The sequence below is a fragment of the Streptomyces chumphonensis genome (assembly GCF_014779715.1).
In the GTDB taxonomy this organism is placed as follows: Bacteria; Actinomycetota; Actinomycetes; order Streptomycetales; family Streptomycetaceae; genus Streptomyces; species Streptomyces chumphonensis.
The window spans coordinates 127,878-152,107 of sequence record NZ_JACXYU010000012.1 but is presented as its reverse complement, the minus strand read 5'-3'; the positions used below and the strand labels follow the sequence as shown (position 1 = coordinate 152,107).

Sequence of the window (24,230 nt, the reverse complement as noted above, 5' to 3'; positions counted from 1 at the left end):
CCAGTCGCGGTAGTGGAGGCGCACGCCGGCGCGGGTGCACAGCCGCTCGACGAGTTCGCTGTCGTCAGGGTCGGCGCCCTTGGTGGACACTCCGCGGTCGGCGGCCAGGGCGAGGGCCGTGGCGCGCACGCCTCGTTTGCTGCCGCAGAAGACCAGGACGCTGCCTCCTGTCTCGGTGATGCCACGGGCGATCCGTACAGCCTCGACGGTGCGGGCGTGGGAGCGGACGTTCCATTCAGGGGCTTCGGCCGCCTCTGGCAGGAGAGGGAGTTGCCAGGTCAGGCGTGTCGGGCGCCAGGGTGAGCGGATGAGGCGCGCCCCCAGCCAGTCGGTGACCTGCCCGGCGTTGGCGACGGTGGCGGACAGGCCCACGATCCGGACCTGGGCGCTGTCTTCGCGGACCCGGGCCAGGAGCGCTTCTAGGACCGGGCCGCGGGTGGGATCCCCGAGCAGGTGGATCTCGTCCACGATCAGGCAGCCCACTTCGGCGAGGGCGGCGCGCAGGGAGCCGGTGCGGCTGATCGCCTCGAACTTCTCGGTGGTGGCCACCCACAGGTCCGCGGTGCGGATGAGTTCGGCGTCGACGGCGTACTCGCCGGTGAGGCGGACGACGCGGCGGCCGGCGCGTCGCCAGGTCTCCAGGTCGCGGTCGAGTTCGTCGGTCAGGGACCGCTGGGGCACCAGCCAGGCCGCTTTGCGGCCCCGGGTGTGGGTCTGGAGGGCTGCGACCATGCCGATGGCGGTCTTGCCCGCGCCGGTGGGTGCGACGATCGTCAGGTGCTGGTCGGTTTCCAGGACAGCGGGGACGGCGGCGGCCTGGACGGGGTTGAAGGTCGGGTGCGGCAGTAGTTCCTGCCAGCCTTCGGGGACCAGGTCGGCCACGGGAACGTGGGTTGCCGCGTCGTTCGCGGGCAGGTCCGCCAGCGCGTCCCACTGTGCGGCGAAGGCGTCGCGGGCTGCGTAGGCGGCCGGGCCTGCCGCCGGTGCGGCAGTGGCGGTGAGGGCCACCAGGTCCGTGGCGCCGCCCAGGTCCCCGACGGTGCCGACCTGCTCAGCCTCTGTCCAGTGGTCTGCGCTGCGGACCGGGACGTCGTGTTGGGCCAGGAAGGTGCGCAGTGCGTCGAAGTCGGGGCCGGCCGGGACGATGACGCGGATGTCCTCGGCTGCTGTCAGCATCTGCTTGGACGGCCGCCAGTCCGGGGCGGTCACTTTGCACCACAGCAGGGCGCGCTGTTCGGTATCGGCCGGGAGGGCGAGGTGCGGCGGCCATACATGCGCGGGCTGCCGTTTCGCGGAGGTGGTGGGGCCGGGCGGGCAAGGCTCCGCGGGCCGTTCGGTCGTGGTTGTGGCGAGGGGAGGAGGGCTGGGAGCGGTCGATTTCGGTTGTGGGGTCACGGGAGAGGTGGTCGCGCCCGTGCGCGGTTCGCGGGGAGCGGTCAGCTTGTCGTAGGTCTTCACCCCCAGGTCGGCCAGGGTGTAGGCCTGGGGGCAGGCCGGGCACACCACGGCGACGTAGCGGTACTGGCGGCCGCCGGATTCGTAGGGGCGGCGCAGTGAGTGCAGCGTCGCCTCGCACGTGGGGCAGGGGCGAGGGACTTCTTCCTGGTAGGACCATCCCGGCTCCCGGAAGCGCGCCAGGAGTCCGTCCTCGTCCAGGACGGACTGCCAACGCTGCCTGACCAGTGCGGCGACGGTGGTTGGCGACGTCTGTTCGTCAGTCACATCCACAGCGCAACTTTCCCATCTCGTAGTGCGGTTGCGGCGAGCACGCGAGGGGGTGCTCCGGTGCGCAAGTGCTGTCCGTGTGAGGTTTGTTGGTGCGGTTGTTGGTCCTGTCCGGTGGTGCCTTGCGGGATGGGCTGCGGGGGGCGGTGACCGGGGGTCCGTAGCGCCGGGTGGCGTCGTCGAGTCTGGTCCGAAATGGCGCAGGCAGTGCCGGCCTCTGTGCGTCTCACGGGACGGTCGCCGTGGTGGCCTGGTCACGTGGACGATGTGGGCGCCCGAAGTGGTCGTCATCGTGGGTGTACCAGTACGGGTGGGGCGGGGCCTTCGTCACGCTTGGGCCGGGGTCCGTGCAGAGAGGGCCGCTTTCGGTGATGAGGGTTACCCACACCCCCGGGCCAGCGAGGGGGCCGGCTGGTGATGGGGTACTCGCACGCGTCGCAGACGATGAGGGGCACGCCACGGAGCCGCAGTTTCACGTGGAGTGCTGCTGGGTGGAGTTCGGGCACGTGGTCGGTGGAGGGGCTCAGGAAGGCGAAGCGCACACCCATGTTCCAGGCCGCGATGTCACACGTGTCGTTCCAGTGGCGCACCTCGGAGACGGCGTAGCGGGCTCCCCATCCGAATCGTGGGTAGCCGTGCGGGTCTTCTTCGGCGAAGGCCTCCAAGCCCTTGGCTCGGTAGTCGGGGCGGTCAGCTTGGACTTCTGCTTCCAAAGAGGGGCGCAGGGTGTCGTGGAGCTGTTGTAGTTCGGCGAGCACGCTGTCCCGGGTACGGCCGCGGTCCTCGGATTGCAGCCACCCGCACTTCACGGCGGCTGCGAGCGAGAAGTCCAGGAGGATGGCTTGTTCCACGGTGGCGCCGCGTTGGGTGGCGATCATCTGATGCCGCATGGGGGCACCGTCCGTGTTGGCCCACCACTCAACGCGTGCTCCTCCTTCCACCGCTGCCGCGGCAGCGTCGGTGTCGCGGATAGTGGTTGAGGAAGTCGTCCCACAGGTCGCCGGCTGAGGCGTCAGTGCCCTCCACGGGCGGCCACGGGCAGGGGCCGCGGCGGCGCCTTTGGGGGTGCGGAAGGGCTTTCGGGGCTTACGGCGCTTTTTCGGCATGGGCTTACCTCGCTGTTCGGCAGCTGCATCTGCGACTCGCCTTAGCGTGTGCGGCGATGTCGCTTGCCGAGACGGTCGCCCTTAGCGTTGGGGTGCTGGGCCAAGCGCGCGAGCCGGGTCCTACTGTTCAGTGATCACCTGTGAACGTCTGCCCGCATGCGGCACTGAGGTTCGAAAGCGGTGTGCTCGCGGCGCCGTGAACAGACTGCGCGAGCGGTGCGTGGAGGGATGCGCCGACAGTGAGGTCGAGGTACCAGCAGGCGGCGGACGGGTGTTCCCCGCTCGCTCACTCGTCGAGTGGCTCTCACGCTTCCGTGTACGGGCCGGTGCTGGCCGACCTCAGGCTCCGTGGACGTGCGTGGGCGGTTCGTGCCCGGCGCACAGAGGTCCAAGTAGTTGATCGATAGGGGCGTCGAAGGCGTGGGCGAGGGCGTGCCATGTGGCGAGGCTGCCGACGGTTCGGCCCTGCTCGATCTCGATGAGTGTGCGGCGGGACAGGCCGCTACGAGCGGCGAGTTCGTCGTAGGACCATTCGCGTGCCGCCTCTGGCTGAGCACCCTCCACTTCATGACGCTCTGCTCCCCTCCGGCTCAGTGGCCCCGCTGCAGCGGTGTACGCGGTAGGCGCCGTCCGGGGCGGGTACTGACGGCTCGATTCTCTCAGTGGCCCGCTGCCGACCCCTCTCGAGATTGGCTGGGCGGTGGCACGGCGACGCAGCTGGGTCTCCGAGCGGCCCCGCACCATAGGGGTGCTGCCTCAGACGGCTGGGTGGTGTGCTGTACCAGCACGCGGGGAGGGCACGCCTGCCGGCTGGCGAAGTTGATCGGGAATGAGGTCGCCGTGACGGTGCTGGAGGTAGGCGAGGGCCTGCCCCAGGGAGGGGTTGTGGTCGATGCCGTTCTTGACGAACTCCAGCCGCTGCTTGGCTTCGCGCAGGATCTCGGACCAGGTGCGCACCCAGACTCGGACGCTGGCGTGCTCGTATTGGGTGGGTTCGCTGTACAGGCCCTCGGGCTTGTTAGCCTGGCGGAGAGAGGGCTTGAGCCTGTCCTTGACCGAGCGGACGACCAGGTAGAAGTCCCAGGTCGTTTCGACGTTGGCGAATCGGGGCTCGTTCAGTACGGCCTGCATGTAGTCGTCAACCTGCAGCGCCTGGTCACGGTCGGCGTCAACGGAAGGGGCTTTGAGCTCGATCACGAGGTGCCGCACACGGTCATGTTCATGGCTTTCCGCAGAGAGCATCAGGTCCACCCGCCGGGTGCTGCCGTCGACCACGCGAACGGGTCCGTCGGGGGTCGGATCCCAGCCGACTGCCCGTCGGTGGTGTTCCAGCATGCGGGTCAGGCCGATCTCACTGCTGCGCATCATGTTGAACTCTTCGCCGAACACCCACAGCTCGCGTTGCAGGATCTTGTGGAGGTGGTCGCGTTCCTTGACGACGCCGTAGGTATCCACGTCGAACACGAGGTGCTCGAGAGCGGTCAGGAACTGCAGCCGCGAGGTGACGATGGACGATGCGCGAATGATGTTGGACAGGCTGGTCTGCTGAAGCAGGCCGTGCAGGTGACTGACGTCTTCCCCGCTGAGACTCAGTACCCTTTCCAGGATCTCCACCATCTCGTCAGGGTTGTGGCGCAGGGAGTTCTGCAGCAGTGACAGCGTGAGCCGCTTCTTCGTCCGATCGCCGGTGATGTGGCGGTTGATGGAGGTGGCGACCAAATCGAACGTCGCCTGCTCGGCGCGAGCCTGGTCATCTATGGCTTGACGTGAATAGGGGTAGACGCCCTCTTCGATCCACCGGTCCACGAGCTGTCGGCGCTGGCGTCGTCGCCGTTCTTCGAGCCGGGTGCTGATCCACTCGCGGGTTACGCGCAGCAGAGGCCCCAGGGGAGTGTCACCGCCCAGCGTGATGAGGTGGACTTCGTTGCGGTGCTGAGGCATGGGAGCCCACAGAACGTAAGCAGTGTAGGAGAAGTCAGCGTGCTCAGCGGAGACGTCGAGGCTTTCCACCGGGGCGCTGGCGTCGTCGCATAGAGCGATGGTCCGCACTGCTCCCGTGCGCCAGTGGATCAGCCGGATATGGAAGGGGTGCGTTTGTCCTTCGTAGTCGAAGCTGAGGTCCTCGAATTCCTCGGCTTGGATCTGGGTCTGCGGGTCGATGCGCTGACCGTCATAGGTGACCCGGACATCTGGCCATGTCAGCAGGTAGGGGGCGAGAGCTGCCGTGATCTGGGCGGCAGCCTTGGGTTCCAGAAGCCTGTTAAGGTGGCTGGCCTGTTTCCCCCACAGCTCAACCTTGGTACCCGAACGATCCGTCTCGGCTGCTGGCTGTGAGTCGATGGTCCACGTCGTTCGCCGACGGACGTCCGACTCAATGGTGGTACGCATCATGGCGCCGTCAGTTGCGCGGGCCGTGCTCGTCCAGCGCGTCGAGTCGCCCAAGGCGAAGGCCCGCAGACGCCCGCGGCCAGCCTTTCCGTGGAGCGGGCGCCCGAGCCGGTCAGTTGTGCCACCTACGCGCTTGTTCGAGTTTCCAACTCGCCTGAAGGCAGTCCACGCCTTCTCCGGAGTGATGCCGTCCCCATCGTCACTGACGACAATCTTGTCCACGCCCGTGGTACCGGCTCGCTCGATGATCACGTCGACCTTGTTGGCGTCAGCGTCAAGTGAATTCCACACCAGTTCCAAGACAGCCTTGACGGCCTCTCGCTCGTGCGAGAGCTGCCGCACCAGGTCATCCCCGGCTTCCAGGAGTACGTGATCCGCCATAACAGCCCATCCTTAGCAGGATGGAACAGTTTGTCCATCCCACATCAACACCACGTAGTGCCTGTGGACTCCACGGACAGTGCGTCGCTGACCCAGGCCCGGTCCTGCCGGTCGGTGCCAGACAGCTCGTCCGGTCTGGCTGCTGCAGCGTCCGCCCCAGCGCCGGAGCAGCCAGGTGGTAGAACCGGGCATGACCTTCATAACGCCGGGCGTGGCCGCTGCCGGCATCAAGGCCACGGGCAGCGTGGCCAGCGCTCTGATCGGACGGTACCGGCCCACAGGCGTGCCCCGGCTGGGTAGCAACGAGGACCGCGCGGAGGCATACCGGCGGCTGCTGGACGCATCCGCCCGCTCGTTCGGCTACGCCTACCAGTTCGCCCATCTCCGTCGGGAGGCCGGGCGTGCGGCGAACAAGGTGCTGCTGGGCCAGTTGCCTCAGGCGTGGGAGCTCGGCAGCGAACTCATCGGCGCGCTGCAGGGGGTGCGGCTGTGCGGCAGCGTGCACGTCATCGCCACCGCGGAGATCCTCGTTGCTGCCACCAGCGACCTGAACCTGGGCGAGAAGAACGCCGACCGCTTCCAGCGACAAGCCGAGGCCGTGGTGGCCGCCCGTGATGCGTTCCTGGATATCTGCCGGGAAGACCTCGCCTACACCGCCCGCTGGTGGCAGGTGCGTCGACGGATCAAGGAGCGCCGCTTCCTGCGCGAGCAGGCCGCGCACTGAGGCCCCGGTGATGGCTACGGCTGCCGATGTAAGGGTGATCAGCATGCGCCATATCGCGTTCGCCTGACGTGAGGTCACATGCTTCCCGCATGGTGTTGGAGCGAGCCTTGATCCTCGGTCTCCTGGTGCGCCCTGTCATCGAACCTTACGCGTGTGTCGCCGAAGGTTGATCGTTACCGGCACCTCTATCAGGCCGTTGGAGAGATACGCCCGATGGGTCAGACAGCGCGTAGCCGCGGCCCCTGGAGATCTCCTGATCCTCAGCAGTGGTGTCAGAGGTGGCTTCTGCCGCCTCCTCTGCTGTGTCCTGGGCCCCGGGGCGGAACTTCGTCTTAAGGTGCGGCGTCACCTTCATGGTGGCGGCGGTGAGCGCACCGCCCGCTACCGCGGAGACCGCGACAAGCCCGGCGACGGCTCGTCTCCCGTTGAGCAGGTCCGCGTGGCCGACCAAGGTCCGGGCGCCGTCGCGCAGGAGCGTGCTGTACCCGCCGCTCGCCGAGTTCGACAGGGCTGTCCCGACCGCGCGCTTCACCAGCATCAGTTCCCAGACTGAGCCACCCCAGCGAATGTGTTCATGAGGCCACTGTAGGAGGCTCCTGGGAGAGGAAGCGGCGGTTTGCCGCGAATCTCCGGCCCGGCCCTGACCAACGTGACCAGTCTTCGATTACACAGCCGGCTTCCCGATCGACGCACCGTCTCTTACCGGAACGCGCTTCGCCCATTCGAATGCCAGTGAATGTCTAACATGGCGTTAGGTTTTTATGTATCCTGTTGCCATGAGTGGTGAGCTTGGGGCTGATGGGGTCGCGGCGCTGCTGGCGGAGGCGAAGCTGGCGGCGGCCTTTGACGATCCGGCGGAGCGGGTGCGGTTGCGGAAGGCGGCGGGGTTGTCGCTGGAGCAGGTGGCGAAGGCGGTGGGGGTGGGGCGGCAGACGGTGGCGAACTGGGAGGCGGGCGGGATGCCGTCCTCGCCGTCGCGGGGGAAGTACCTGCGGCTCCTGGAGGGGCTCGCGCAGATCCACCCCGCCCCCGCCCCGGCGCAGGAGCCGCACACCGCCGTGCAGCCGCAGCCCGCCCCCGGTGCGCCGCAGGTCCAGGCCGCGCAGGCGCCGGCTGCGGAGAGCCCGGTGGCACGGGAGGCGCGGGCCGGGCACGCCCGGCACCAGAACCGGCGCCGCACCACCTCCACCGAGCAGGTCCACGCGGAACTGCGGGAGAAGATCGCCGCGGCCGTGGACCAGGAGCTGACCCGGGCCGGCGGTGACGCGGACGCTGCGGCTGGGGCGCTGGTCAAGCAGGCGATCCCGGACGTGATGGCCCTGTTCGCCCGCACCCGGGCGCAGGCGCGGTATGAGCACACGGCCTATCCGGCGCTGCCGGACATCCTGCGTAAGCCGTCGAAGTCGGATCCGGATCTGATCTGGGAGGCGCGGCCGTCGTGGCGGCATCCGGGGTTTCGGCGTCATCCGGATGGTGAGGTGGGGGTGACGGCGCTGGACGTCAACGCGGCCTACCTGTCGGCGTTGAAGACGTGGCTGCCGATCGGGAAGCTCACCCACACCGTCGGTGGGGAGCATGACCGTAAGCGGGCCGGGGTGCATCTGATCACGCCGCCCGTCTGGGAGCATGCGGATCTGCCGTCGCCGTTGGGGGATCGGGAGGAGGCGGGGCCGGTGTGGGTGACGGAGCCGACGCTGCGGCTGCTGCTGCGCCTTGCCGGGCCCAAGCACCGGCTGGTGGAGGCGCCGGTCATCCACGAGTCGTGGACCTCGAACGCGACCGAGACCTTCCTCGACAGCCTGCGCCAGGTCCTCGCCGCCGCCCGCGCCGACGCCCTCGCCGCCGGGGACGAGGTGACCAACACCTATGTGAAGGCGATGTACTCCAAGTTCGTCTCCACCCTGGGCGAGTCCTCCCACAACCGCGACATCGCCCGCCCGGACTGGATGCATCTGATCCGCTCCCAGGCCTTCGCCAACCTGTGGGGCCGCGCGCACAAGGCCCACCAGGCCGGGCTGGGAGTGATGTGCGCGCTGGGCACCGACGAACTCCACCTCGCCGGAGACTGGCGGCAGACCTGGGCTGAGGGGCGGGGGCTGGCGGAGATGAAGGTCAAGACCGACCGCGACGGACAGCCCGTCACCTACACCGTCACCGCTGTCGGCGGGGGCCGCTGATGGCCGGGCGGTGGATGAACCTCGGCCACTACAACGCCCACGGCATCCCCGGCGCCGACGCCCTCGGCGCGGGGATCGAGCGGATGGTCACCGGCATCACCTCCCCCGCCGACACCGAACGCGGCATCGCCGCCCGCCTGCGCTACCTCACCGCATCGGCCGCCGGCTACGCCGCCATAGAACGCGCCGGGATCAACGTCACGCCCCGGACGCTGTTCGCGTGGCTCGCCGAGGAACGCCTACCCAACAAGGCCAACCAGCAGAGGCTGGACGCGGCGTACTGGGACCTGCGGCGCCACAACGTCGCCGCCGACCTCAAACGCCGACTGACCACCCGGGGCGGAACCCGCATCGAGATCGACCCCGTCGACCAGACCCGTGTTGACCCCCGCCACCGCCGGGATCTCCAAACCCGGCGGTTGACCGTGCGGCCCCGGCACTGGGACGTCGCCGTCGACGCCTGGCTCACCGACGACGCCGAGACGCTGGACGCGGTCTGGGACGAGGTCATCCACGACCTCGGCAGTGAGTACGACTCGTTCGCCTACGTCTCCTCCATCGGCTGGAACGCCTGAACCCGTGGGCGCCCTCAGACACCTGGGGCGTCTGGTGCCCGAAGAGTGCTGCGCATACGGCCGTGCGGACGACGACCGTGCCCGCACGTGGTGTATTAACCCGGAATGCCCAATCGGCGAGGCCGGCCGTGACGCTCGCTACGAGGAGGCGCCGCCCGTATCCGCTCACCGGCTCGAGGACGATGCGCTCTTCCAAGATCACAGTGTGATAAGGCCGTACCGGAATCCGACGCGCTCGGCGTGTCTGCGGCAGATCATGTCCTCATCACATGCCGTCCCTTGGGGAGAACATGCGCAACTCGCTCCGCAGCGCCGAGCTCCTGCTGCCCTTGGTATTGACCATCGGCTGCGCCAGCGACGACAAGCCGGCGATCGAGCCGGCTCCGGCATCGCCCGCCGCCTTGCCGACCGAGCAGCCGCCGTCCGATGCTCCCAGCTCGCCGAAAGCTGCGCCCGAGCCGCTGCCCCTGGGCAAGGCGTGGGAATGGGGGCACGAAGACAGCGAGACGGTGATCGGTGCGAGCGGCAGCACCACGGCGGTCGCCTACCATCAGCCCATCACCACCATCGAACCCTACGATCCCGGCATTCCCGACGAGACGTGGGGCCAGCTCGAGGCGAAGGTCTGTGTCGAAGAGGGGGAGATCGTCGTCTCCCAGTTCCCGTGGTCGCTCGCCTTCCCCGACGGCGCCCGGGTCGATATCACCGGCCTCACCGGCGGCGACTTGCCCCGGCCGCAATTCCCCATGGACGCCCCCGTGCGCGCCGGGGGCTGCGTAAGGGGATTCGTCATGTTCCCCGTCCCCAAGGACCAGCGGCCCGAGCGCATCATCTACGCGCCGGAGGGGGCAGGGGAAGGCGGCTACGTCGAGTGGTCAGTCCCCGCATCATAGCCTCGGAATCCTTGGAGAAGTCATGACCGAACGCATGCCCGTCCGTGTACTGCTGCTGTACGGAGACCAAGCGGAGCTGACGACACCCCACCGAAGCGGCAGCGATCCGGAACGCATACCGGCGAACCGTATTGCCGCCGATACCGGAATTCCCGTCACAGAGCTGCCAGGCGAACGACTGACCGCCGTTGTAGACAACGGAGAACTGGTCCGCTTCGAACGAGACTGACGAGAGGGGAACGCGGGAGGGCCGGGCGAGTTCCGGCCTGCTCTCCATACCGTCAACCAAGCCGAGGGTTCGCGTCCCGGCCGACCGAAATCAACCAGGAAGCCGAGGGCTTCGCGCAGGGTGGAGTACTACGCGTGGGTGAACGGGTGACAGGACCTCTCGCTCCCTGCTCACCAACCAGGCCGACGCGGACAAGACTCCTCGTGGACGCGTGCGTCCTCGGGCGCACGAAGAGGTACGTGAAGTGGGCTTCTTCGGTCAGAACCCTCGCCATGTCGACAGCGTATGAGCCGGGCCTCCCACGGCAGTGGCATTCCCTCGGTCGGTTTCTCGACAGCCGTGAAGCGGAGAAAGTGCGCGCCGTCCGCCCACCTTTCAGACGCTTGTCCTGGCCGATTTCACCGCCGCCGTTCAACCCACCGTGCTCCGGGGCACGGATACCGTGTCGGCGAGAGCGAACACGGGCCCGGGGACGAGGAGCGGACGCCCGGGCAGCGTCTACTCTTGAACGCCATGGACATCGCTATTCACACCAGCTTCCTCCCGCATACCGATCCCGAAGCGTCCCTGGGCTTCTACCGCGACGTCCTCGGCTTCGAGGTGCGCAACGACGTCGGCCAGGGCACCATGCGCTGGATCACGGTGGGCCCGGTCGGGCAGCCGAACACCTCCATCCTTCTGGCGCCCCCGGCGGTCGATCCCGGCATCACCGACGAGGAGCGGAGGACCATCTCCGAGATGATGGCCAAGGGGACCTACGGCTGGATCCTGCTGGCGTCCCGCGATCTTGACGACACCTTCGCGAAGGTGAAGGCCAGCGACGCCGAGGTCGTCCAAGAGCCGACGGAGCAGCCCTACGGCATCCGCGACTGCGCCTTCCGGGACCCCGCGGGCAACCTCGTCCGCATCCAGGAAACGCGCTGATCCGAGCCGCACGGGGTCATCCTCCGCGACGAGCGCGGCGTACACGCTGACACGAGCGTCCTCATCGACGGGTCGGCCCCGTCGGCCGCCCGCGGCCCACCGGGTATCGGCGCACTCCGAACACGGCGGCCTCATGCGCAGACCTCGGACTCGGCCGCGTCGAGGTTCCTCGGCGGTGAACGGCCGCAGCTCCCCGGTGGCGTCGGGGCCTGTGGGAGGCTGCTGGTCACAGCTCAGGCGGCTTCTACGGCTCCGCGGGCGCAGTACGGCACGGGGTGGGGACCACGGGTGCTGCGATGTCGGTGCCGGCGCGGTCGCGGAGATGCAGGCAGTGCGCCACCGGCGCCGTCAACGGCCGAGCGGGCGGCAGGTCAGCCCTCTTTCCTCGGCGAGGGCCGCGCCGTTCGGGAACACCCGGTAGGCGCGGGATCCGCGAGAACGCGTGACCCCCTCCTTGAAACGGCCGTTCTCCAGGAGCACACCGACGCCGTCCTCCAGCGCCCACCCGGCCGGTAGGCGGCCCTGGGCGACGGACGTCCGGTAGGAGGCACGGCGGCCGGGTTCGCTGTCGTAGTGCGGGCACACCGACCCCGCCACCAGGCCCAGTCCGTCTCGCAGGGGCGTCAGCGGTCCGAACGAGTCGGTGTGGCACGCGTCGGCCCAGCAGTTCGCGCCGGCGCTGATGCCGCACACGAGCGCGCCGCGTGAGTGGGCTTCACGCATGAGCCGGTCCACTCCGTGAGCACGCCACACGGCCAACAGGTTCGCGGTGCTCCCTCCGCCGACGTACACGACGTCCTGGGAGAGCAGGTGGGTGCGCAGCTCCTCGTCGTCGAGTTCGCGTCGGAAGAGGCGCAGGACGGAGGGGCGGCAGTCCCGACCGTGGAAGGCGTCCAGGAACTGCTCGACGTAGGCGTCGGCGTCCCCACTGGCGGTGGGCACGAAGCACACCCGGGGGCGAGGCGCGGGCGTCTGGGCGAGCACCCAGTCGTCGAGTAGCCGGTCGTCGTCCGTGGAGAAGCCTCCCCCGAGGAGAGCGACTCGCCGAGCGGGAGCGGGGCCCACGGTGCACCTCCCTGGTGGTCGCGTGGAGCGGTCAGCCGTCTTCCATAGTGGCCGGGCGGCGGGACGGAGTTCAAGGATCGGCACGGCGGGCTCGGACGAGCGCGGGGCCGTGTAGGCGTCGAGGTCCGACTTGACCTGGCGCCCGGCGGTCCGGCAGCCGTGCGCGCTCCTCACTCGTCGCGGCGCGGGCGACGGTTGCCGCCGCCCGCCCGTCCGCGAGGCGGCGTGTCGCGTCGGGTGGCGCAAGGGCGTGGTGGGGGCGGTGGGGCGCCCGGGCGCGGCACCTCTGCGGGTCCGCGCGACGGTCCGGTGCGGGGGCGGGTTTCGCGGCCCCGCACCGGTGCCCTCGCGGGTCAGGCGAACTGGCCGGGCCGGTAGTCGCCGGCGGGCTGCCGGATGATGACGTTCAGCCGGTTGTAGGCGTTGATGAGGGAGATGAGGGCGACCAGCGCGCTCAGTTGGGGCTCGTCGTAGTGCTGCGCGGCCGTAACCCACGCCTCGGTCGTGACCCCGCCGGCGGCGTCGGCGATCCGGGTGCCCTGTTCGGTCAGCTCCAGGGCGGCGCGTTCCGCCTCGGTGAACACCGTGGCCTCCCGCCACGCCGCGACGAGGTGCAGACGCGTCACGTTCTCGCCGGCGTGCGCCGCTTCCTTGGTGTGCATGTCGGTGCAGAAACCGCAGCCGTTGATCTGGCTAGCGCGGATCTTCACGAGTTCCTGCGTCACGGCGGGCAGGGCGGAGTCGGTGACCACCCTGCCCGCCGCACTGAGGTGCTTCAGGAACGTGCCGGCGAACGGATTGCCGAGAAGGTTCAAGCGGGCGTCCATGAGGTCTTCTTCCTTGCCGACGGCGGGTACGCACACATGACGGCGCGGCACGGTGCGCTGTGACCGGCCCGCTGTGTGACGTGCGTCTCCTTCCCGGGTCGGACGGTGCGGCTTGGCCGACGGCGGCGCGGGGAGACCTTCGGGTCAGGTACGGGCGGGCCGGAAGGGACCGGTGGGCGAGAAAACCCGGGCCGCGAAGCGTTCACCGATCAGGCGGTGGGTGGCGGCGTCCGGGTGGAGGTCGTCGGGCAGCGGCAGTTCGGCGACGTCGGGCTCGCCGTAGAGGTCGCGGCCGTCGAGGTAGTGCAGTTGGGGGTCGTCCACCGCTCTCTCCCCCACCAGACGGCTCAGTTCCTCCCGGACGACGTTGAGGGTGAGTTTGCCGACGGCGCGTTCCGTCGGCTCTCCGGTGGCCCGGAACCGCAGCGCGCCGGTGGCGAGCGCATCGAGGTCGAAGGCGGTGGGGCCGGGCGTGTCCTCGTGGATGGGGCACAGGATCGGAGAGACGACCAGCAGCGGCGCACCGGGGTGACCGTCCCGGATGGTGTCGAGGAAGCCGTGAACGGCCGAGGTGAAGGCGCGCAGCCGCATCACATCGGTGTTCACGAGGTTGATACCGATCTTGACGCTGATCACGTCCGCCGGTGTGTCACGCAGAGTGCGGGCGGTGAACGGGTCGAGCAGCGCACTGCCGCTCAGACCGAGGTTGATCAGTTCGGCCCGGCCGATCCGGGCGGCGTGGGCCGGCCAGGTGGCGCTGGGGCTCGCCGCGTCGGACCCGTGGCTGATCGAGCTGCCGTGGTGGAGCCAGACCGGCCGGCCCGCGGCGGGGGCGGGCTCAAGGGGCGCGTCGGTGCGCAGGGCGACGAGTTCGGTGGTCTCGTCGTGCGGGAGCCAGATCTCGATGTTCTTGGCGCTGTCCGGCAGGCCGGTGAAGCGGAGGGTGCCGGGCGAGCCGGGCACGGTGGTGGCGCTTCCGGTGGCCATGTCGATGGTCACGAGGTGGCCGCCGGGAACGGTGCCCTGCCGCGCGAGGCGACCGTCGACGAGGAGGTCGTAGACGCCGTCGGGTCGGGGCGGGGTACCGGCGTAGACGCGCTTGGTGGGGAGGGTGTCCAGTTCGACGGCGGTGGCTCGGGTGCGGAAGGCCAGCCGTACGCCGGAGGGCTGGGCTTCGGCCATGGCGAGTTGTCCGTCGTTGTGCTGGGCGCGGGCCCGTGCCGGGAGTCGGTGCGGTAGGAGGCCGTGGTCCGTCCGTTCCAGTTCGATGGCGCCACGGAAGAGGTCCGCGGTCAGGGGTGTGGCGATCCACGGGTTCTCGGTGTTCAAGGGACTGGTCCTCGCGTGGGAGTTGTGCGACGCCCTCGGGTCCGCGCGGCGCACGGCCGGCGGGCCGCGGTCGGGGCCACGGCGCGATGGCCGGTTCCGCGCGGTAGGCGCGGTGGAGCGGCCCGAGGAGGCCGGGTGCCTCGGGCAACGGTACGGAGCCGATCTCCCGCACGGTCACGCCGGGGGTCCAGGAGTTCCTCACGACGGCGCCGGAGAGCCCGGCCAGGCCGTGGAGGGTGACGTCCTCGGCCCGCTGGGGGACGTCCGTCGCTTCCAGTCGGCGGCGCACGACGCCCCATGGTGGTGCCGTCGAGCTTCGGGGCGCGCGGCCACACGACGGAGGTGCCGTCCCAGAAAGCGAGATTGCAGATCGTCGCCTCACCGAGTCGTCCTCGACCGTCCACGAACGCGGCGTCGTCCCGTCCCTGGGCGGCGGCCTGCCGCAGGTAGTACGTCTTGGCGACCTCGCCGAGGTGTTCGACGGCGGGTGGGTGCCGCTCGTGCGGCACGACCGTCCGCCTCAGCGGGCCCGAGGGGCCGTCGGCGGGCGGTGCGGACGAGGACCGACAGTTCGGCCTCCGGCTCCGGCACGGTGAAATCACCGGCCGTGGAGTGCAGCGTCGCCGTCATGCGGGGGGGGGAGCGGGAGATGTCGGACGGCGGATCGACGCCCTGCGGCGCCGGCGGGTCAACCTGGCCGGGCTGCCGGCGCAGGAATCGACGTGAGCGGCGCCCGGTGTCCGGCGCGGGTTCGCGGGGCGGGGCCGGGCGCGATCGCGCGGGGAGGAACGGGGCGTGGTCCCACGGTGGCCGGGTGCCTCATCGTGTGCTCCTCGGCGGTTCTCAGCGGGCCGCCGCGGTGACGCGTACCGTGCCCGGTCGGCGCAGGGCCGCCGCGAGCAGGGTCAGGGCGGTGCCCGCGAGAGCCCAGACCCCGAGGGTCACCAGAGGGCCCGTCAGGGCGGCGCCGTCGAAGTAGGCGATGGAGCGGGTGCTCCACGTTCCCGCGCCGGGTGGGAGGAACGGCCCGATCTCGCGCCAGAACGGCGGCAGCAGCGGGGCGGGGAAGGCGCCCCCGGCGCTGGGGTTGCCCAGAACCACCACCAGGAGGATCGCCAGCCCGATGCCGAGCACACCCAGGAGGCCCTGGAGGGCCAGGGTGGTCGCGCCGACGGCGAAGACGACCAGGGCGCCGAGGGCGGCCAGGGGCAGGAGTCCGCCGGGCAGGGCGTCCAGCACGGGACCGACGATGACAGCGCCGCCGAATCCGGCGGCCACCGCGTACAGGGCGAGGGCGGTCAGTCGCACGACGGCCCGGGCGAGGTTCGAGGGGCGTGCTCCGTAGCTCATGGCGAAGATCGCCGCGCACAGGTAGCCGCCGACGCACCAGCCGACGACGAGGTAGAAGGACGTCAGGCCCCGGGCGTCGCCCTCGTCGGCGGGAGCGACGTCCTCCACGGTGAGCGGTCGGTCCTGCTGCCGCGCCACCTCCCGGAACGTGCCCTCGACGGCGTCGACCAGAGCGGCTCCGGCCCCGCCGGCGACGAGGAGGGTGTACCGGTCGCCGGCCGGGCCGGTGACGACGGCGCCGGCCACGCTGCGGTCCTCGACGGCGTCGCGGGCCTCCTGGTCGTCGGCGGTGGCGACCGTGACGTCGAGTGGCTCGCCGGGCAGGGCTTCCAGCTCCTCCACCAGGGCGGACCGCGTCGTGTCGGGGGCGGCGACGGCGACGGGTACGCGGTCGGGGTCCGGGTGGTGGAAGGCGCCGACGTAGGAGGCGATGAAGGCGAGCTGGAGCGCGAGGACGCCGAGCACGAGCAGGGCGGCGCGCGGGGTGACCGCGCCCGCCAGCCCGCCGACGAAGCCGCCGCGTTCGCGGGCGTGCGTGCCGTGGATGCGTGCCATGCCCCCAGCCTCCGCAGGGATGGGCCGGGCCGCATGTACTCGGGGCCGATCGGATGAGGGGGCTGCGTCGCGGCTCTGACGGTCGGGCGTACGGGCCGGGGCCCGCTCGGTGTCAGGTCGCCGGGTTCGCCTCGACGGCGGCCTTCAACCGGGCGAGTGTGGTGCGGATGTTGCGCACGTGGTAGGCGTCGAAGGTCTTGCCTCCGGTGGCCGCCCGGTCGAAGAGGGCCGCGAGGGCGTCGGGCCAGGACCTGCGGTCGTCGGTCCAGGTCTCGGTGACCTTCGTGCCCTCGGCGACGGGCTCCAGGCGGTACTGCCAGGTGGCGATGGCCGCGCGCAGGACGGGACGGCGCAGCCCGATGGCGGTCACCCGGAAGGCGAAGCACTCCCCCGGTTCCGCCTCGGTCACGGTGCAGCGGGTCGTCCAGCGGAACGGGCCGCGCTTGTTGTGGCCGTCGAAGACGGTGCCCACGGCGACGGTGCCGGTGCCGGTGCCGGTGCCGGGCCGCAGTGTGGCGCCGGTGTTCTCGGGGCTCCAGCGGCCCATCAGGGTGGGGTCGCTGACGTGGTCGTAGACGGTGCGGGCGTCGGCGTGGACGACGACGCTCTCGGAGACGGTGAAGCTGCGGGCCACGGGGCGCTCCTGGACGGCGGTGTCGGGGTGCGGTGTCTGGCGAGGCACCCTCTCGCGTCGGGCACGCACAGGGCAAGGGCGCGGCGCGGGCCTCTGCGGCGGGCGCCCGCCGCAGAGGCCCGCGCCGCGCCTAGGCTGACCGCATGCGAACTCCTAGGCGGGCGGCGCGCGTCGCCGTGGTGGATTCGGACGGCGCGGTCTTCCTGTTCCGGTACGACAACGAGGAGGTCGGCGTCCACTGGGCGCTGCCGGGAGGCGGGCTGGACCCGGGCGAGACGCCGCGTGAGGGGGCCCTGCGGGAGCTGCGGGAGGAGACGGGCTGGACGGACGTCCGGGCGGGGGCGCTGCTGTGCGTCTGGGAGCACGACTACACGCGTTCCGGCGTGCCGGTCCGGCAGCACGAGCACGTCTTCCTCGGGCGCGGAGGGCGTCGGGAGCCGGCGGCGGGCGTGGCCGCCGCGCACACCGAGGACGGCATCCTCGGGTGGCGTTGGTGGTCGCCGGGCGCGCTGGCGGGGACGCGGGAGGCTCTGTGGCCGCCGCGGCTGGCCGGGCTGCTGGCGGACGTGGCACGGACGGGTGGGTGCCGGGGCGTGGATCTTGGCTACGTCCCGAACAGGACGTAGCGCGCCACGGGGCCGCCGGAGAGCCCGGGCTCTTTTGTATGACTTTTCATTTTGACATCTTGAATAGGTCGTACCTGTCGAGTAGCTTCCCTTCCGGTCCTCGACAGGGAGAGTTCTCATGGAAGCCATCGAGCCCGCCTACGGGACGGCGGTCCTGCTGCTGATCGCGGCGGGAGCGGTCGCCCTGCTGCTGTTCCTGATCATGAAGGTGCGGCTCCACGCGTTCGTCGCGCTCGTCGGGGTCAGCGTCGTCACGGCGATCGCCGTGGGGTTCCCCCTGGCGGACGTTCCCGACGTGCTGATGTTCGGTTTCGCCGACACCATCGGATCCGTCGCGCTGCTCGTCGCCTTCGGTGTGATGCTCGGCCGGCTGCTGGAGGTGACCGGCGGGGCGCAGGTCCTCGCCGACACCCTGATCGGCCGGTTCGGGGAGAGCCGGGCGCCGTTCGCCCTGGGGGTCGCGGCCCTGTGCTTCGGGTTCCCCATCTTCTTCGACGCCGGCCTCGTGGTGTTCCTGCCGATCATCCTGACGGTGGCGCGCCGATTCGGCGGCTCCCTGCTGCTGTACGCCCTTCCGGCGGCCGGCGCCTTCGCGGCGATGCACGCGATGGTGCCACCGCACCCCGGGCCCGTCGCGGCGACCGAACAACTCGGCGGGGACATCGGCGTCACCCTGCTGATCGGCGCCCCTATCGCGGTGGCCGCGTGGTACGTGGGCGTCTACCTGGTGTCACGGCTCCTCGGGCGCCGGGTGTACGTACCGGTCTCCGACGTCGTCTTCGGCGAGGTGCGCGACGAGCGCGGGCTCAGCGGCGCGGAGCGGGAGGCGGAGCAGGAGGACGGCGGGGCCGTGCGGCTCGGCCGGACTCCGCCGCGGTTCGGCGTGGTGGCGGCGCTGCTTCTGGTGCCGCTCGTCCTGATCTCCTTCGACACCGTGCTCAACACGCTGGGCACCGCCGGGGCCTTGGACCCGGACGTCGGGGCGGCCGCGTTCATGGGCCTGCTCGGCGCGACTCCGGTGGCCCTGATGATCACCGTGGTGGTCGCGATCCTCGTCCTGGGGCGGCCGCGCACCTCCATGGCCCACGTCCGCACCATCGTGGACCAGGCGCTGGGGCCGGTCTGCTCGATCATTCTGATCACCGGCGCGGGCGGGATGTTCGGCGGCGTGCTGGAGCTGAGCGGCATCGGCGACGCGCTCAGCTCCTCCCTGTCGGGGCTGGGCATCTCGCTGATCCTGCAGGCGTTCGTCATCGCGACGCTGCTCAGGGTGGCGCAGGGGTCGGCGACGGTGGCGCTCACGACGACGGGCGGCCTGATCGCGGGGGCGGTCGCCGAGGCCGACCTGGGCGACGTGCGGACCGCCCTGCTCGTCGTGGCGATCGCCGCCGGGGCGACGGTCCTGTCCCACGTGAACGACTCGGGCTTCTGGCTGGTGAGCCGGTTCTTCGGGATGGACGAGAAGACGACGCTGAAGACCTGGACGGTGATGGAGACGACGCTCGGTCTCTCGGCCTTCGCCATCGCCGCGGGTCTGTGGGCGGTCCTCTAGCCCCGACCGGGGCGCACGTCCTCGACGTGGCGCCACGGTTGGGTCAGCGCCGCGCGGCGGGGGCGCGGTGGGCGAGTTCGGTGATGAACGTCGCGATCTCGTCGGGGTTCTCCTCCGCCATGAAGTGGCCGCTGGTGGTGGTCCGGTAGGTGAGGTCCGGCGCCCAGGCGCGCCAGAGTGCCGAGGCGTCGAAACCGAGCTGGGAGCCCCAGTCCTGGGAGATGACGCCGACGGGCATCGTGAGCCGCGCGCCACGGTCCCGGTCGGCGAGATCCAAGTCGAGGTCGACGCCGGCCGTGGCGCGGTAGTCCGCCACGATGGAGTCGATCGCGGCGACGGAGCTCTCGACGTAGTGGGCGCGCTCCTCGGGGGTGAAGGTGGTGCCCGCGGGGTCCCAGGCGTCGAGGAAGGAGCCGAAGAACTCGGGTGCGACGGCGGCGATCATCTTCTCGGGCAGGCCGGCCGGCTGCGCCATCAGGTACAGGTGCCAGGCGACCTTGGCCTCCACGCCCCGCAGGACGGCCCAGGTGTCGAGGGTCGGCAGCACGTCCAGGATGCCGAGGTAGTCCACCGCCTCCGCGTGGTCGAGCCCGGCGCGGACGGCCACGAGCGCTCCGCGGTCGTGGCCGACGAGACCGAAGTGCTCGTGACCGAGCTCGCGGGCGATCGCGACGACGTCGTTGGCCATGGTGCGCTTGGAGTAGGTGTCGGGATCCCGGGCGGCCGGCTTGCCGCTGGCGCCGTAGCCCCGCAGGTCCGGGACGATCACGGTGTGGTCGCTCGCGAGCTCGCGGGCGACCCGGCGCCACATGTAGTGGGTCTGCGGGAAGCCGTGGAGGAGGACGAGGGCCGCTCCGTGGCCGCCGACGGCGACGTTCAGCTCCACACCGCCGCTGCCGGTGACCGTGCGGTAGGTGAAATCGTCGATGGTCAGGTGCGGGGTCATGGATGCTCCCGGGGGTGGTGGGCGGAACGGGCCCGCAGGCGGCCGGAGAAGATTCCGGCGGGCAGGTCGGTGGTGCCGGCAGAAGCGACGAGGGCGGGAATGATCACGGTGTCCACGAGCACGGCCAGGTAGTCGTCGTCGGCGGCCAGGCCGTTGACACGGCGAAGCAGCAGGACCGCTCCGACGATCTCCTCGAACGCGAAGGGGCTCGCGCCCGCGGGGAGTTCGCCCCGCGTGACCGCGGCGTCGATGACCGGCTGCGGCAGGCGCGCCCCCGTGGGGCCCACGGACTCCTCGATGGCATCGCACAGCTCGGGGTCCTCCAGCCCGGCCTGCAGCAGCATCAGTGCCGCGCCGCTGTCGGCTGCGGCCATCGTGCGCTCCAGCAGCCGGGCCAGGATCAACAGGTCCTCGCGGAGGGTGGCCCCGCGCGGCATCGGAGCCGACGTCCGGCGGGCGGGGCCCGCTTTGACCGCGGCGATCACCATGTCGCGCTTCGAGGCCCACCGCCGGTACAGGGTGGCCTTCGACGTCCGGCAACGCCGGGCGACCGCCTCGAACGACACCCCCTCGTAACCGTTCTCGGCGAGGATCCCGAGCACCGTCGCCGTGATCCGGCGCTCGAGTTCGGCGTCACGCGGACGACCGCGCGGCGCCGCGGAAGCATCATTACTATACGACACGTGCCGTATCGTATATCAGGCTCGGCGGTGCGTCGATCAACGTGCCCGGGCAGCGGACCGCCGCTGACCGGGGGCGGGGCGGAGGGACGGGAGGCGCCCGGCGGAGGGCAGCGCTCAGGGAGCGAGGACGTCGAGCTCGGCCATGGCCCCGAGGGTGATCTGACGGGTCAGCTCCTCCGCCTGTGCCGCGTCGCGGTTGCGGACGGCCTCGGCGACCTGCACGTGCAGGGTGACGGCGTGCGGGTCGGGGTCGGAGAACATGACGTGGTGCTCGGTGCGTCCGGTCAGGACGGCGGCGACGACGTCGCCGAGGCGGGCGAACATCTCGTTGCGGGAGGCCCGCAGCACGACGCGGTGGAAGGCGACGTCGTGGACGAGGTAGCCGTCGAGTTGCTGACCCCGCGAGGTGGCGACCATGCCGAGGGCGTGCTCGGTCAGCTCGGCGCACTCGCTCGGTGTGGCCAGGTCCGCCGCGAGGCGGGCGGCGGCCGGCTCGACGGCGGAGCGCAGCATCGTGAGCGAACGCAGCTGGCGCGGGCGGTCAGCCCCCTGCAGGCGCCAGGTGATGACCTGGGGGTCGAAGACGTCCCACTCCTCGGCCGGCAGCACCGTGACGCCGACGCGGCGCCGCGACCGCACGAGGTTCATGGACTCCAGCACGCGTATCGCCTCGCGCATCACGGTCCGGGAGACGTCGAAACGCCGTTCGAGTTCGTCGGTGCGCAGCACGCTCCCGGGCGGGTGCTCCCCTCCGGTGATGGCCGGACCCAGCGCGGCGAGCACCCGCGCGTGCAGCCCTTGCCGCTGATCGTCCATGCCCCTCAGATTACGGTGCCGGTCGACGCCGGACGTACACCGCTCACACAGTCGGCGCGGGCCCCGCCGGGGCACGTCCGGGTCGAGTCGGAGCCGGGTCGTCGGCGGACCCCGCCGCCCCGGCCGTCGGGAGAGGTGGTGTCGGCCGGGACGGCGGGGTCCGCGGCATCGTCACGGCCAGATGCTGTCCGCCCACTCGGGGTGGTCGATGAAGGGGTTGCGGTTGCCCTGGTAGGTGTCGTGGATGATGTCGTTGCGGCGCGACTCGAAGGCGTCGGGCGGGTCCTGCTCGTGCCACTGCTTGAGTACCGACAGCCGGCCCATGTACGGGGCGGAACCGTTGCCGACCTGGTCGTTGAGTTCGAGGTCCGCGTGGGAGTCGCCGCCCTCGTAGCGCACGGCCATGTAGAAGATCATGCGGGCGACGTCACCTTTGACGGCGTCGCGCGGTTCGAAGGAGTCGCCGTCGGTCCGGCTCTCCGGGGCCTGGTGGACCGGGCTGCCGCCGTGGTCGAAGTCCTTGTTGCCGCGTGCGCTGTTGACGGTCACGTCCGTGGGGCGCAGGTGGTGCAGGTCGGTGCCGGGCCCCCGGGAGGTGCCGAAGTCGCCGTGGGACTTGGCCCAGACGTGCTCGCGGTTCCAGTCGTCGACGTTGCCGCCGTTGTCGTACTTGCTCTTGGAGTAGCCCGAGTAGAGCAGGACGACGCTGGAGGGGTCGTCCGGGTCCTCGTCGGTGGCCCGCAGCGCGTCCCACACCTGGGAGTACGACAGGGTGGTCTGCTCGCTGACGATGTCGTGCAGGGCGGCTCTGAGCTGTTCGCCGCTCTTGCCGTACGCGCTGTCGTAGTAGGCGTCGTAGGCGCCGAGGTCCGGAGCAACGGCTATGGAGCCGGTCGCCGCGGCGGGCGACGACGTGGCGGCGGCCGGGGCGCCCAGGGTCACGGCGGCGAGCGCGGCGCCGGCGAGCAGTGCGGCACCGCATCGCCGGCGCGCCGTGTGGAGGACGGGCATGGCTGAGTCCTTTCCGAGGGGTCCGCCGCGCACGGGCCGGATGACGCCCCGGACCAGCGGATTGACGTGCACCGGTCATCCGAGAGTGCCACGGTGGCCGGTTCCGGAGCGTGAACGTTCCGTGGCGGTTGGGTGCCCATCCCAAGGCCGCCGGGCCCCACCCCGTCCCGGCCCCCCGGGCGCGGCCCGGTCTCCCCGGCGGCGGGCGGATCATCCGCGCGCGAGGACGGGCCGGGCGGCGCAGAGTGGGTACGCGGGTGGGGCCGGCCGGGAGCGCCCCGGCCGCGTCGCCGCGAAGAGGAGGCAGCGAGTATGGGCATCGCCACGGTGAACCCGGCGACCGGAGAGACGCTGAGGACGTACGACGCGCTGACCGACCCCGAGGTCGAGGAGCGCCTCGCCCGGGCGGAGGAGGCCTTCGCGCACCACCGCCGCACCGGTTTCCCGCAGCGCGCGGGGCTGCTGCGACGGGCGGCCGACCTGCTGGAGGCGGACCTGGAGGAGGTGGCGCGCACCGTCACCACCGAGATGGGCAAGCCGCTGCCCGCCGCGCGGGCGGAGGCGGCCAAGTGCGTCAAGGCGATGCGCTGGTACGCGGAGCACGCCGAGGCGGAGCTCGCGGACGAGGAGCCCAGGCCCGAGGACGTCCGCGACTCCGGCGGCTCGCGGGCGTTCGTGCGCTACCGCCCGCTCGGCGTCGTCCTCGCGGTCATGCCCTGGAACTTCCCGCTGTGGCAGGTCGTGCGGTTCGCGGCGCCGGCGCTCATGGCCGGGAACGTGGGGTTGCTGAAGCACGCCTCGAACGTCCCGCAGACCGCGCTGTACCTGGAGGACCTGTTCCGCCGCGCCGGCTACCCGCCCGGCTGCTTCCAGACGCTGCTGGTGGGCTCCGGGAAGATCGAGGACATCCTGCGCGACCCGCGGGTCGCGGCGGCGACGCTCACGGGCAGCGAGCCGGCGGGCCGGGCGGTGGCCTCCGTCGCCGGGGACGAGATCATGAAGACGGTGCTGGAACTCGGCGGCAGCGACCCGTTCGTCGTGCTGCCCTCGGCGGACCTGGACGGCGCCGTCGGAACGGCGGTCACGGCGCGGGTGCAGAACGCCGGGCAGTCGTGCATCGCGGCCAAGCGCTTCATCGTGCACACCGAGGTCTACGACGCGTTCGCCGAGCGCTTCACCGCACGCATGGACGCGCTGACGGTCGGCGACCCGATGGCCGACGGGACGGACGTGGGGCCGCTCTCCAGCGAGCAGGGGCGGGCGGACGTCGAGGAGCTCGTGGCCGATGCCACGGCCAAGGGGGCGCGGGTGCTGTGCGGCGGAGGGCGGCCGAAGGGGCTCGACCGGGGCTGGTACTACGCGCCCACGGTCCTCGCCGGCATCACCCCCGACATGCGCATCCATCACGAGGAGGCGTTCGGACCGGTGGCCACGCTCTACCGGGCGGCCGACCTCGACGAGGCGGTGGACCTCGCCAACGACACGCCGTTCGGGCTGAGTTCCAACGCCTGGACACGGGACACGGCCGAGCAGGAACGGCTGGTGGACGACCTTCGGGCCGGTGGGGTGTACATCAACGGGATGACGGCCTCGCACCCCGGGATGCCGTTCGGCGGCACCAAACGCTCCGGGTACGGGCGTGAGCTGGCCGGCCACGGCATCCGCGAGTTCTGCAACGTCACGACGGTGTGGTTCGGGGACGCGACCTCCTGAC

The 24,230-nt window shown here is 71.0% G+C and carries 23 protein-coding genes; 9 read left to right on the top strand and 14 right to left on the bottom strand.

The window, feature by feature from the left end; all coding sequences use genetic code 11:
• From IF129_RS20610 to IF129_RS20595, 4 genes are all read right to left on the bottom strand, one after another.
• Window positions 1–1,722: DEAD/DEAH box helicase (locus IF129_RS20610; protein WP_318153863.1), on the bottom strand; the 1,722-nt coding region annotated here is incomplete at its 3' end.
• A 290-nt stretch (window positions 1,723–2,012) separates the two neighbouring features.
• Window positions 2,013–2,615 (bottom strand): hypothetical protein, encoded by a 603-nt coding sequence (locus IF129_RS20605; RefSeq protein WP_191211237.1) that lies wholly within the window; start codon window positions 2,613–2,615, stop codon window positions 2,013–2,015.
• 555 nt (window positions 2,616–3,170) lie between these two features.
• Window positions 3,171–3,395: a helix-turn-helix transcriptional regulator gene (locus tag IF129_RS26545; protein ID WP_318153862.1), complete on the bottom strand. Its 225-nt coding sequence runs from the start codon at window positions 3,393–3,395 to the stop codon at window positions 3,171–3,173.
• 192 nt (window positions 3,396–3,587) lie between these two features.
• A complete protein-coding gene (locus IF129_RS20595) occupies window positions 3,588–5,600 on the bottom strand; it encodes an ATP-binding protein (protein WP_191211235.1) in 2,013 nt (670 codons plus the stop codon).
• 190 nt (window positions 5,601–5,790) lie between these two features.
• Here IF129_RS20595 and IF129_RS20590 point away from each other — a divergent pair, with 190 nt between their 5' ends.
• The 6 genes from IF129_RS20590 (at window position 5,791) to IF129_RS20565 (ending at window position 11,122) form a co-directional block, all read left to right on the top strand.
• The gene (locus IF129_RS20590; protein ID WP_224755297.1) at window positions 5,791–6,324 is read left to right on the top strand and encodes a hypothetical protein; all 534 of its coding nucleotides are present in this window, start codon (window positions 5,791–5,793) and stop codon (window positions 6,322–6,324) included.
• 776 nt (window positions 6,325–7,100) lie between these two features.
• Window positions 7,101–8,501 carry a helix-turn-helix domain-containing protein gene (locus IF129_RS20585; protein WP_191211234.1) on the top strand — a complete coding sequence of 467 codons (1,401 nt, stop codon included), beginning with the start codon at window positions 7,101–7,103 and terminating at the stop codon, window positions 8,499–8,501.
• Window positions 8,501–9,076 (top strand): transcriptional regulator, encoded by a 576-nt coding sequence (locus IF129_RS20580; RefSeq protein WP_191211233.1) that lies wholly within the window; start codon window positions 8,501–8,503, stop codon window positions 9,074–9,076. The genes IF129_RS20585 and IF129_RS20580 overlap by 1 nt, the downstream gene beginning before the upstream one ends.
• A gap of 290 nt (window positions 9,077–9,366) precedes the next feature.
• Window positions 9,367–9,969, top strand: a complete 603-nt coding sequence (locus IF129_RS20575) for a hypothetical protein (protein WP_191211232.1) — start codon at window positions 9,367–9,369, stop codon at window positions 9,967–9,969.
• Window positions 9,970–9,991: 22 nt separating this feature from the next.
• Window positions 9,992–10,198 carry a hypothetical protein gene (locus IF129_RS20570; protein ID WP_191211231.1) on the top strand — a complete coding sequence of 69 codons (207 nt, stop codon included), beginning with the start codon at window positions 9,992–9,994 and terminating at the stop codon, window positions 10,196–10,198.
• A 513-nt stretch (window positions 10,199–10,711) separates the two neighbouring features.
• Complete coding sequence (locus tag IF129_RS20565) at window positions 10,712–11,122, top strand: VOC family protein (RefSeq protein ID WP_191211230.1); 411 nt, start codon at window positions 10,712–10,714, stop codon at window positions 11,120–11,122.
• Between the two features lie 348 nt (window positions 11,123–11,470).
• Here the strand turns inward: IF129_RS20565 and IF129_RS20560 are convergent, their stop codons facing one another.
• The 6 genes from IF129_RS20560 to IF129_RS20535 all read right to left on the bottom strand — a co-directional run bounded on the left by IF129_RS20560 (window position 11,471) and on the right by IF129_RS20535 (window position 16,882).
• Window positions 11,471–12,187 (bottom strand): Type 1 glutamine amidotransferase-like domain-containing protein, encoded by a 717-nt coding sequence (locus tag IF129_RS20560; RefSeq protein ID WP_191211229.1) that lies wholly within the window; start codon window positions 12,185–12,187, stop codon window positions 11,471–11,473.
• 353 nt (window positions 12,188–12,540) lie between these two features.
• Window positions 12,541–13,014: a carboxymuconolactone decarboxylase family protein gene (locus IF129_RS20555; protein WP_191211228.1), complete on the bottom strand. Its 474-nt coding sequence runs from the start codon at window positions 13,012–13,014 to the stop codon at window positions 12,541–12,543.
• Window positions 13,015–13,158: 144 nt separating this feature from the next.
• Window positions 13,159–14,343 (bottom strand): GDSL-type esterase/lipase family protein, encoded by a 1,185-nt coding sequence (locus tag IF129_RS20550; RefSeq protein ID WP_191211227.1) that lies wholly within the window; start codon window positions 14,341–14,343, stop codon window positions 13,159–13,161.
• Entirely contained in the window at window positions 14,340–14,852 is a 513-nt protein-coding gene (locus IF129_RS20545) for an aminotransferase class IV (RefSeq protein ID WP_318153861.1), read from the bottom strand. Before IF129_RS20545 ends, IF129_RS20550 begins: the two co-directional genes overlap by 4 nt.
• Window positions 14,853–15,186: 334 nt before the next feature.
• Window positions 15,187–16,248: a DUF3533 domain-containing protein gene (locus IF129_RS20540; protein WP_191211226.1), complete on the bottom strand. Its 1,062-nt coding sequence runs from the start codon at window positions 16,246–16,248 to the stop codon at window positions 15,187–15,189.
• Window positions 16,249–16,360: 112 nt separating this feature from the next.
• Window positions 16,361–16,882 carry an SRPBCC family protein gene (locus IF129_RS20535; protein WP_191211225.1) on the bottom strand — a complete coding sequence of 174 codons (522 nt, stop codon included), beginning with the start codon at window positions 16,880–16,882 and terminating at the stop codon, window positions 16,361–16,363.
• Window positions 16,883–17,025: 143 nt separating this feature from the next.
• Between IF129_RS20535 and IF129_RS20530 the strand changes: the two genes are divergently transcribed.
• On the top strand, window positions 17,026–17,508 hold the full coding sequence (locus tag IF129_RS20530; protein WP_191211224.1) for an NUDIX hydrolase: 483 nt from the start codon (window positions 17,026–17,028) through the stop codon (window positions 17,506–17,508).
• 118 nt (window positions 17,509–17,626) lie between these two features.
• Window positions 17,627–19,060 carry a GntP family permease gene (locus IF129_RS20525; RefSeq protein WP_191211223.1) on the top strand — a complete coding sequence of 478 codons (1,434 nt, stop codon included), beginning with the start codon at window positions 17,627–17,629 and terminating at the stop codon, window positions 19,058–19,060.
• A 43-nt stretch (window positions 19,061–19,103) separates the two neighbouring features.
• On the opposite strand, the gene IF129_RS20520 is transcribed toward IF129_RS20525, so the two are convergent.
• The 4 genes from IF129_RS20520 to IF129_RS20505 form a co-directional block, all read right to left on the bottom strand.
• On the bottom strand, window positions 19,104–20,006 hold the full coding sequence (locus IF129_RS20520) for an alpha/beta fold hydrolase (protein WP_191211222.1): 903 nt from the start codon (window positions 20,004–20,006) through the stop codon (window positions 19,104–19,106).
• Window positions 20,003–20,689, bottom strand: a complete 687-nt coding sequence (locus tag IF129_RS27000; RefSeq protein WP_191211221.1) for a TetR/AcrR family transcriptional regulator — start codon at window positions 20,687–20,689, stop codon at window positions 20,003–20,005. Before IF129_RS27000 ends, IF129_RS20520 begins: the two co-directional genes overlap by 4 nt.
• Before the next feature lie 114 nt (window positions 20,690–20,803).
• Window positions 20,804–21,505, bottom strand: coding sequence for a FadR/GntR family transcriptional regulator (locus IF129_RS20510; RefSeq protein WP_191211220.1), 702 nt, complete (start codon window positions 21,503–21,505; stop codon window positions 20,804–20,806).
• Between the two features lie 171 nt (window positions 21,506–21,676).
• Window positions 21,677–22,516, bottom strand: coding sequence for an endonuclease I family protein (locus tag IF129_RS20505; protein ID WP_191211219.1), 840 nt, complete (start codon window positions 22,514–22,516; stop codon window positions 21,677–21,679).
• A gap of 312 nt (window positions 22,517–22,828) precedes the next feature.
• On the opposite strand from IF129_RS20505, the gene IF129_RS20500 reads away from it, so the two are divergent.
• Window positions 22,829–24,229, top strand: a complete 1,401-nt coding sequence (locus IF129_RS20500; RefSeq protein WP_191211218.1) for an NADP-dependent succinic semialdehyde dehydrogenase — start codon at window positions 22,829–22,831, stop codon at window positions 24,227–24,229.
• Window position 24,230 lies beyond the last annotated feature (1 nt).

What these genes read in the sequence shown, in the direction of transcription:
- IF129_RS20605 (WP_191211237.1), bottom strand. Translation starts at nt 2,615, where the DNA reads ATGCGGCATCAGATGATCGCCACCCAACGCGGCGCCACCGTGGAACAA.
- IF129_RS20595 (WP_191211235.1), bottom strand. Translation starts at nt 5,600, where the DNA reads ATGGCGGATCACGTACTCCTGGAAGCCGGGGATGACCTGGTGCGGCAG.
- IF129_RS20590 (WP_224755297.1), top strand. Translation starts at nt 5,791, where the DNA reads ATGACCTTCATAACGCCGGGCGTGGCCGCTGCCGGCATCAAGGCCACG.
- IF129_RS20585 (WP_191211234.1), top strand. Translation starts at nt 7,101, where the DNA reads ATGAGTGGTGAGCTTGGGGCTGATGGGGTCGCGGCGCTGCTGGCGGAG.
- IF129_RS20580 (WP_191211233.1), top strand. Translation starts at nt 8,501, where the DNA reads ATGGCCGGGCGGTGGATGAACCTCGGCCACTACAACGCCCACGGCATC.
- IF129_RS20575 (WP_191211232.1), top strand. Translation starts at nt 9,367, where the DNA reads ATGCGCAACTCGCTCCGCAGCGCCGAGCTCCTGCTGCCCTTGGTATTG.
- IF129_RS20570 (WP_191211231.1), top strand. Translation starts at nt 9,992, where the DNA reads ATGACCGAACGCATGCCCGTCCGTGTACTGCTGCTGTACGGAGACCAA.
- IF129_RS20565 (WP_191211230.1), top strand. Translation starts at nt 10,712, where the DNA reads ATGGACATCGCTATTCACACCAGCTTCCTCCCGCATACCGATCCCGAA.
- IF129_RS20555 (WP_191211228.1), bottom strand. Translation starts at nt 13,014, where the DNA reads ATGGACGCCCGCTTGAACCTTCTCGGCAATCCGTTCGCCGGCACGTTC.
- IF129_RS20540 (WP_191211226.1), bottom strand. Translation starts at nt 16,248, where the DNA reads ATGGCACGCATCCACGGCACGCACGCCCGCGAACGCGGCGGCTTCGTC.
- IF129_RS20530 (WP_191211224.1), top strand. Translation starts at nt 17,026, where the DNA reads ATGCGAACTCCTAGGCGGGCGGCGCGCGTCGCCGTGGTGGATTCGGAC.
- IF129_RS20525 (WP_191211223.1), top strand. Translation starts at nt 17,627, where the DNA reads ATGGAAGCCATCGAGCCCGCCTACGGGACGGCGGTCCTGCTGCTGATC.
- IF129_RS20520 (WP_191211222.1), bottom strand. Translation starts at nt 20,006, where the DNA reads ATGACCCCGCACCTGACCATCGACGATTTCACCTACCGCACGGTCACC.
- IF129_RS20510 (WP_191211220.1), bottom strand. Translation starts at nt 21,505, where the DNA reads ATGGACGATCAGCGGCAAGGGCTGCACGCGCGGGTGCTCGCCGCGCTG.
- IF129_RS20505 (WP_191211219.1), bottom strand. Translation starts at nt 22,516, where the DNA reads ATGCCCGTCCTCCACACGGCGCGCCGGCGATGCGGTGCCGCACTGCTC.
- IF129_RS20500 (WP_191211218.1), top strand. Translation starts at nt 22,829, where the DNA reads ATGGGCATCGCCACGGTGAACCCGGCGACCGGAGAGACGCTGAGGACG.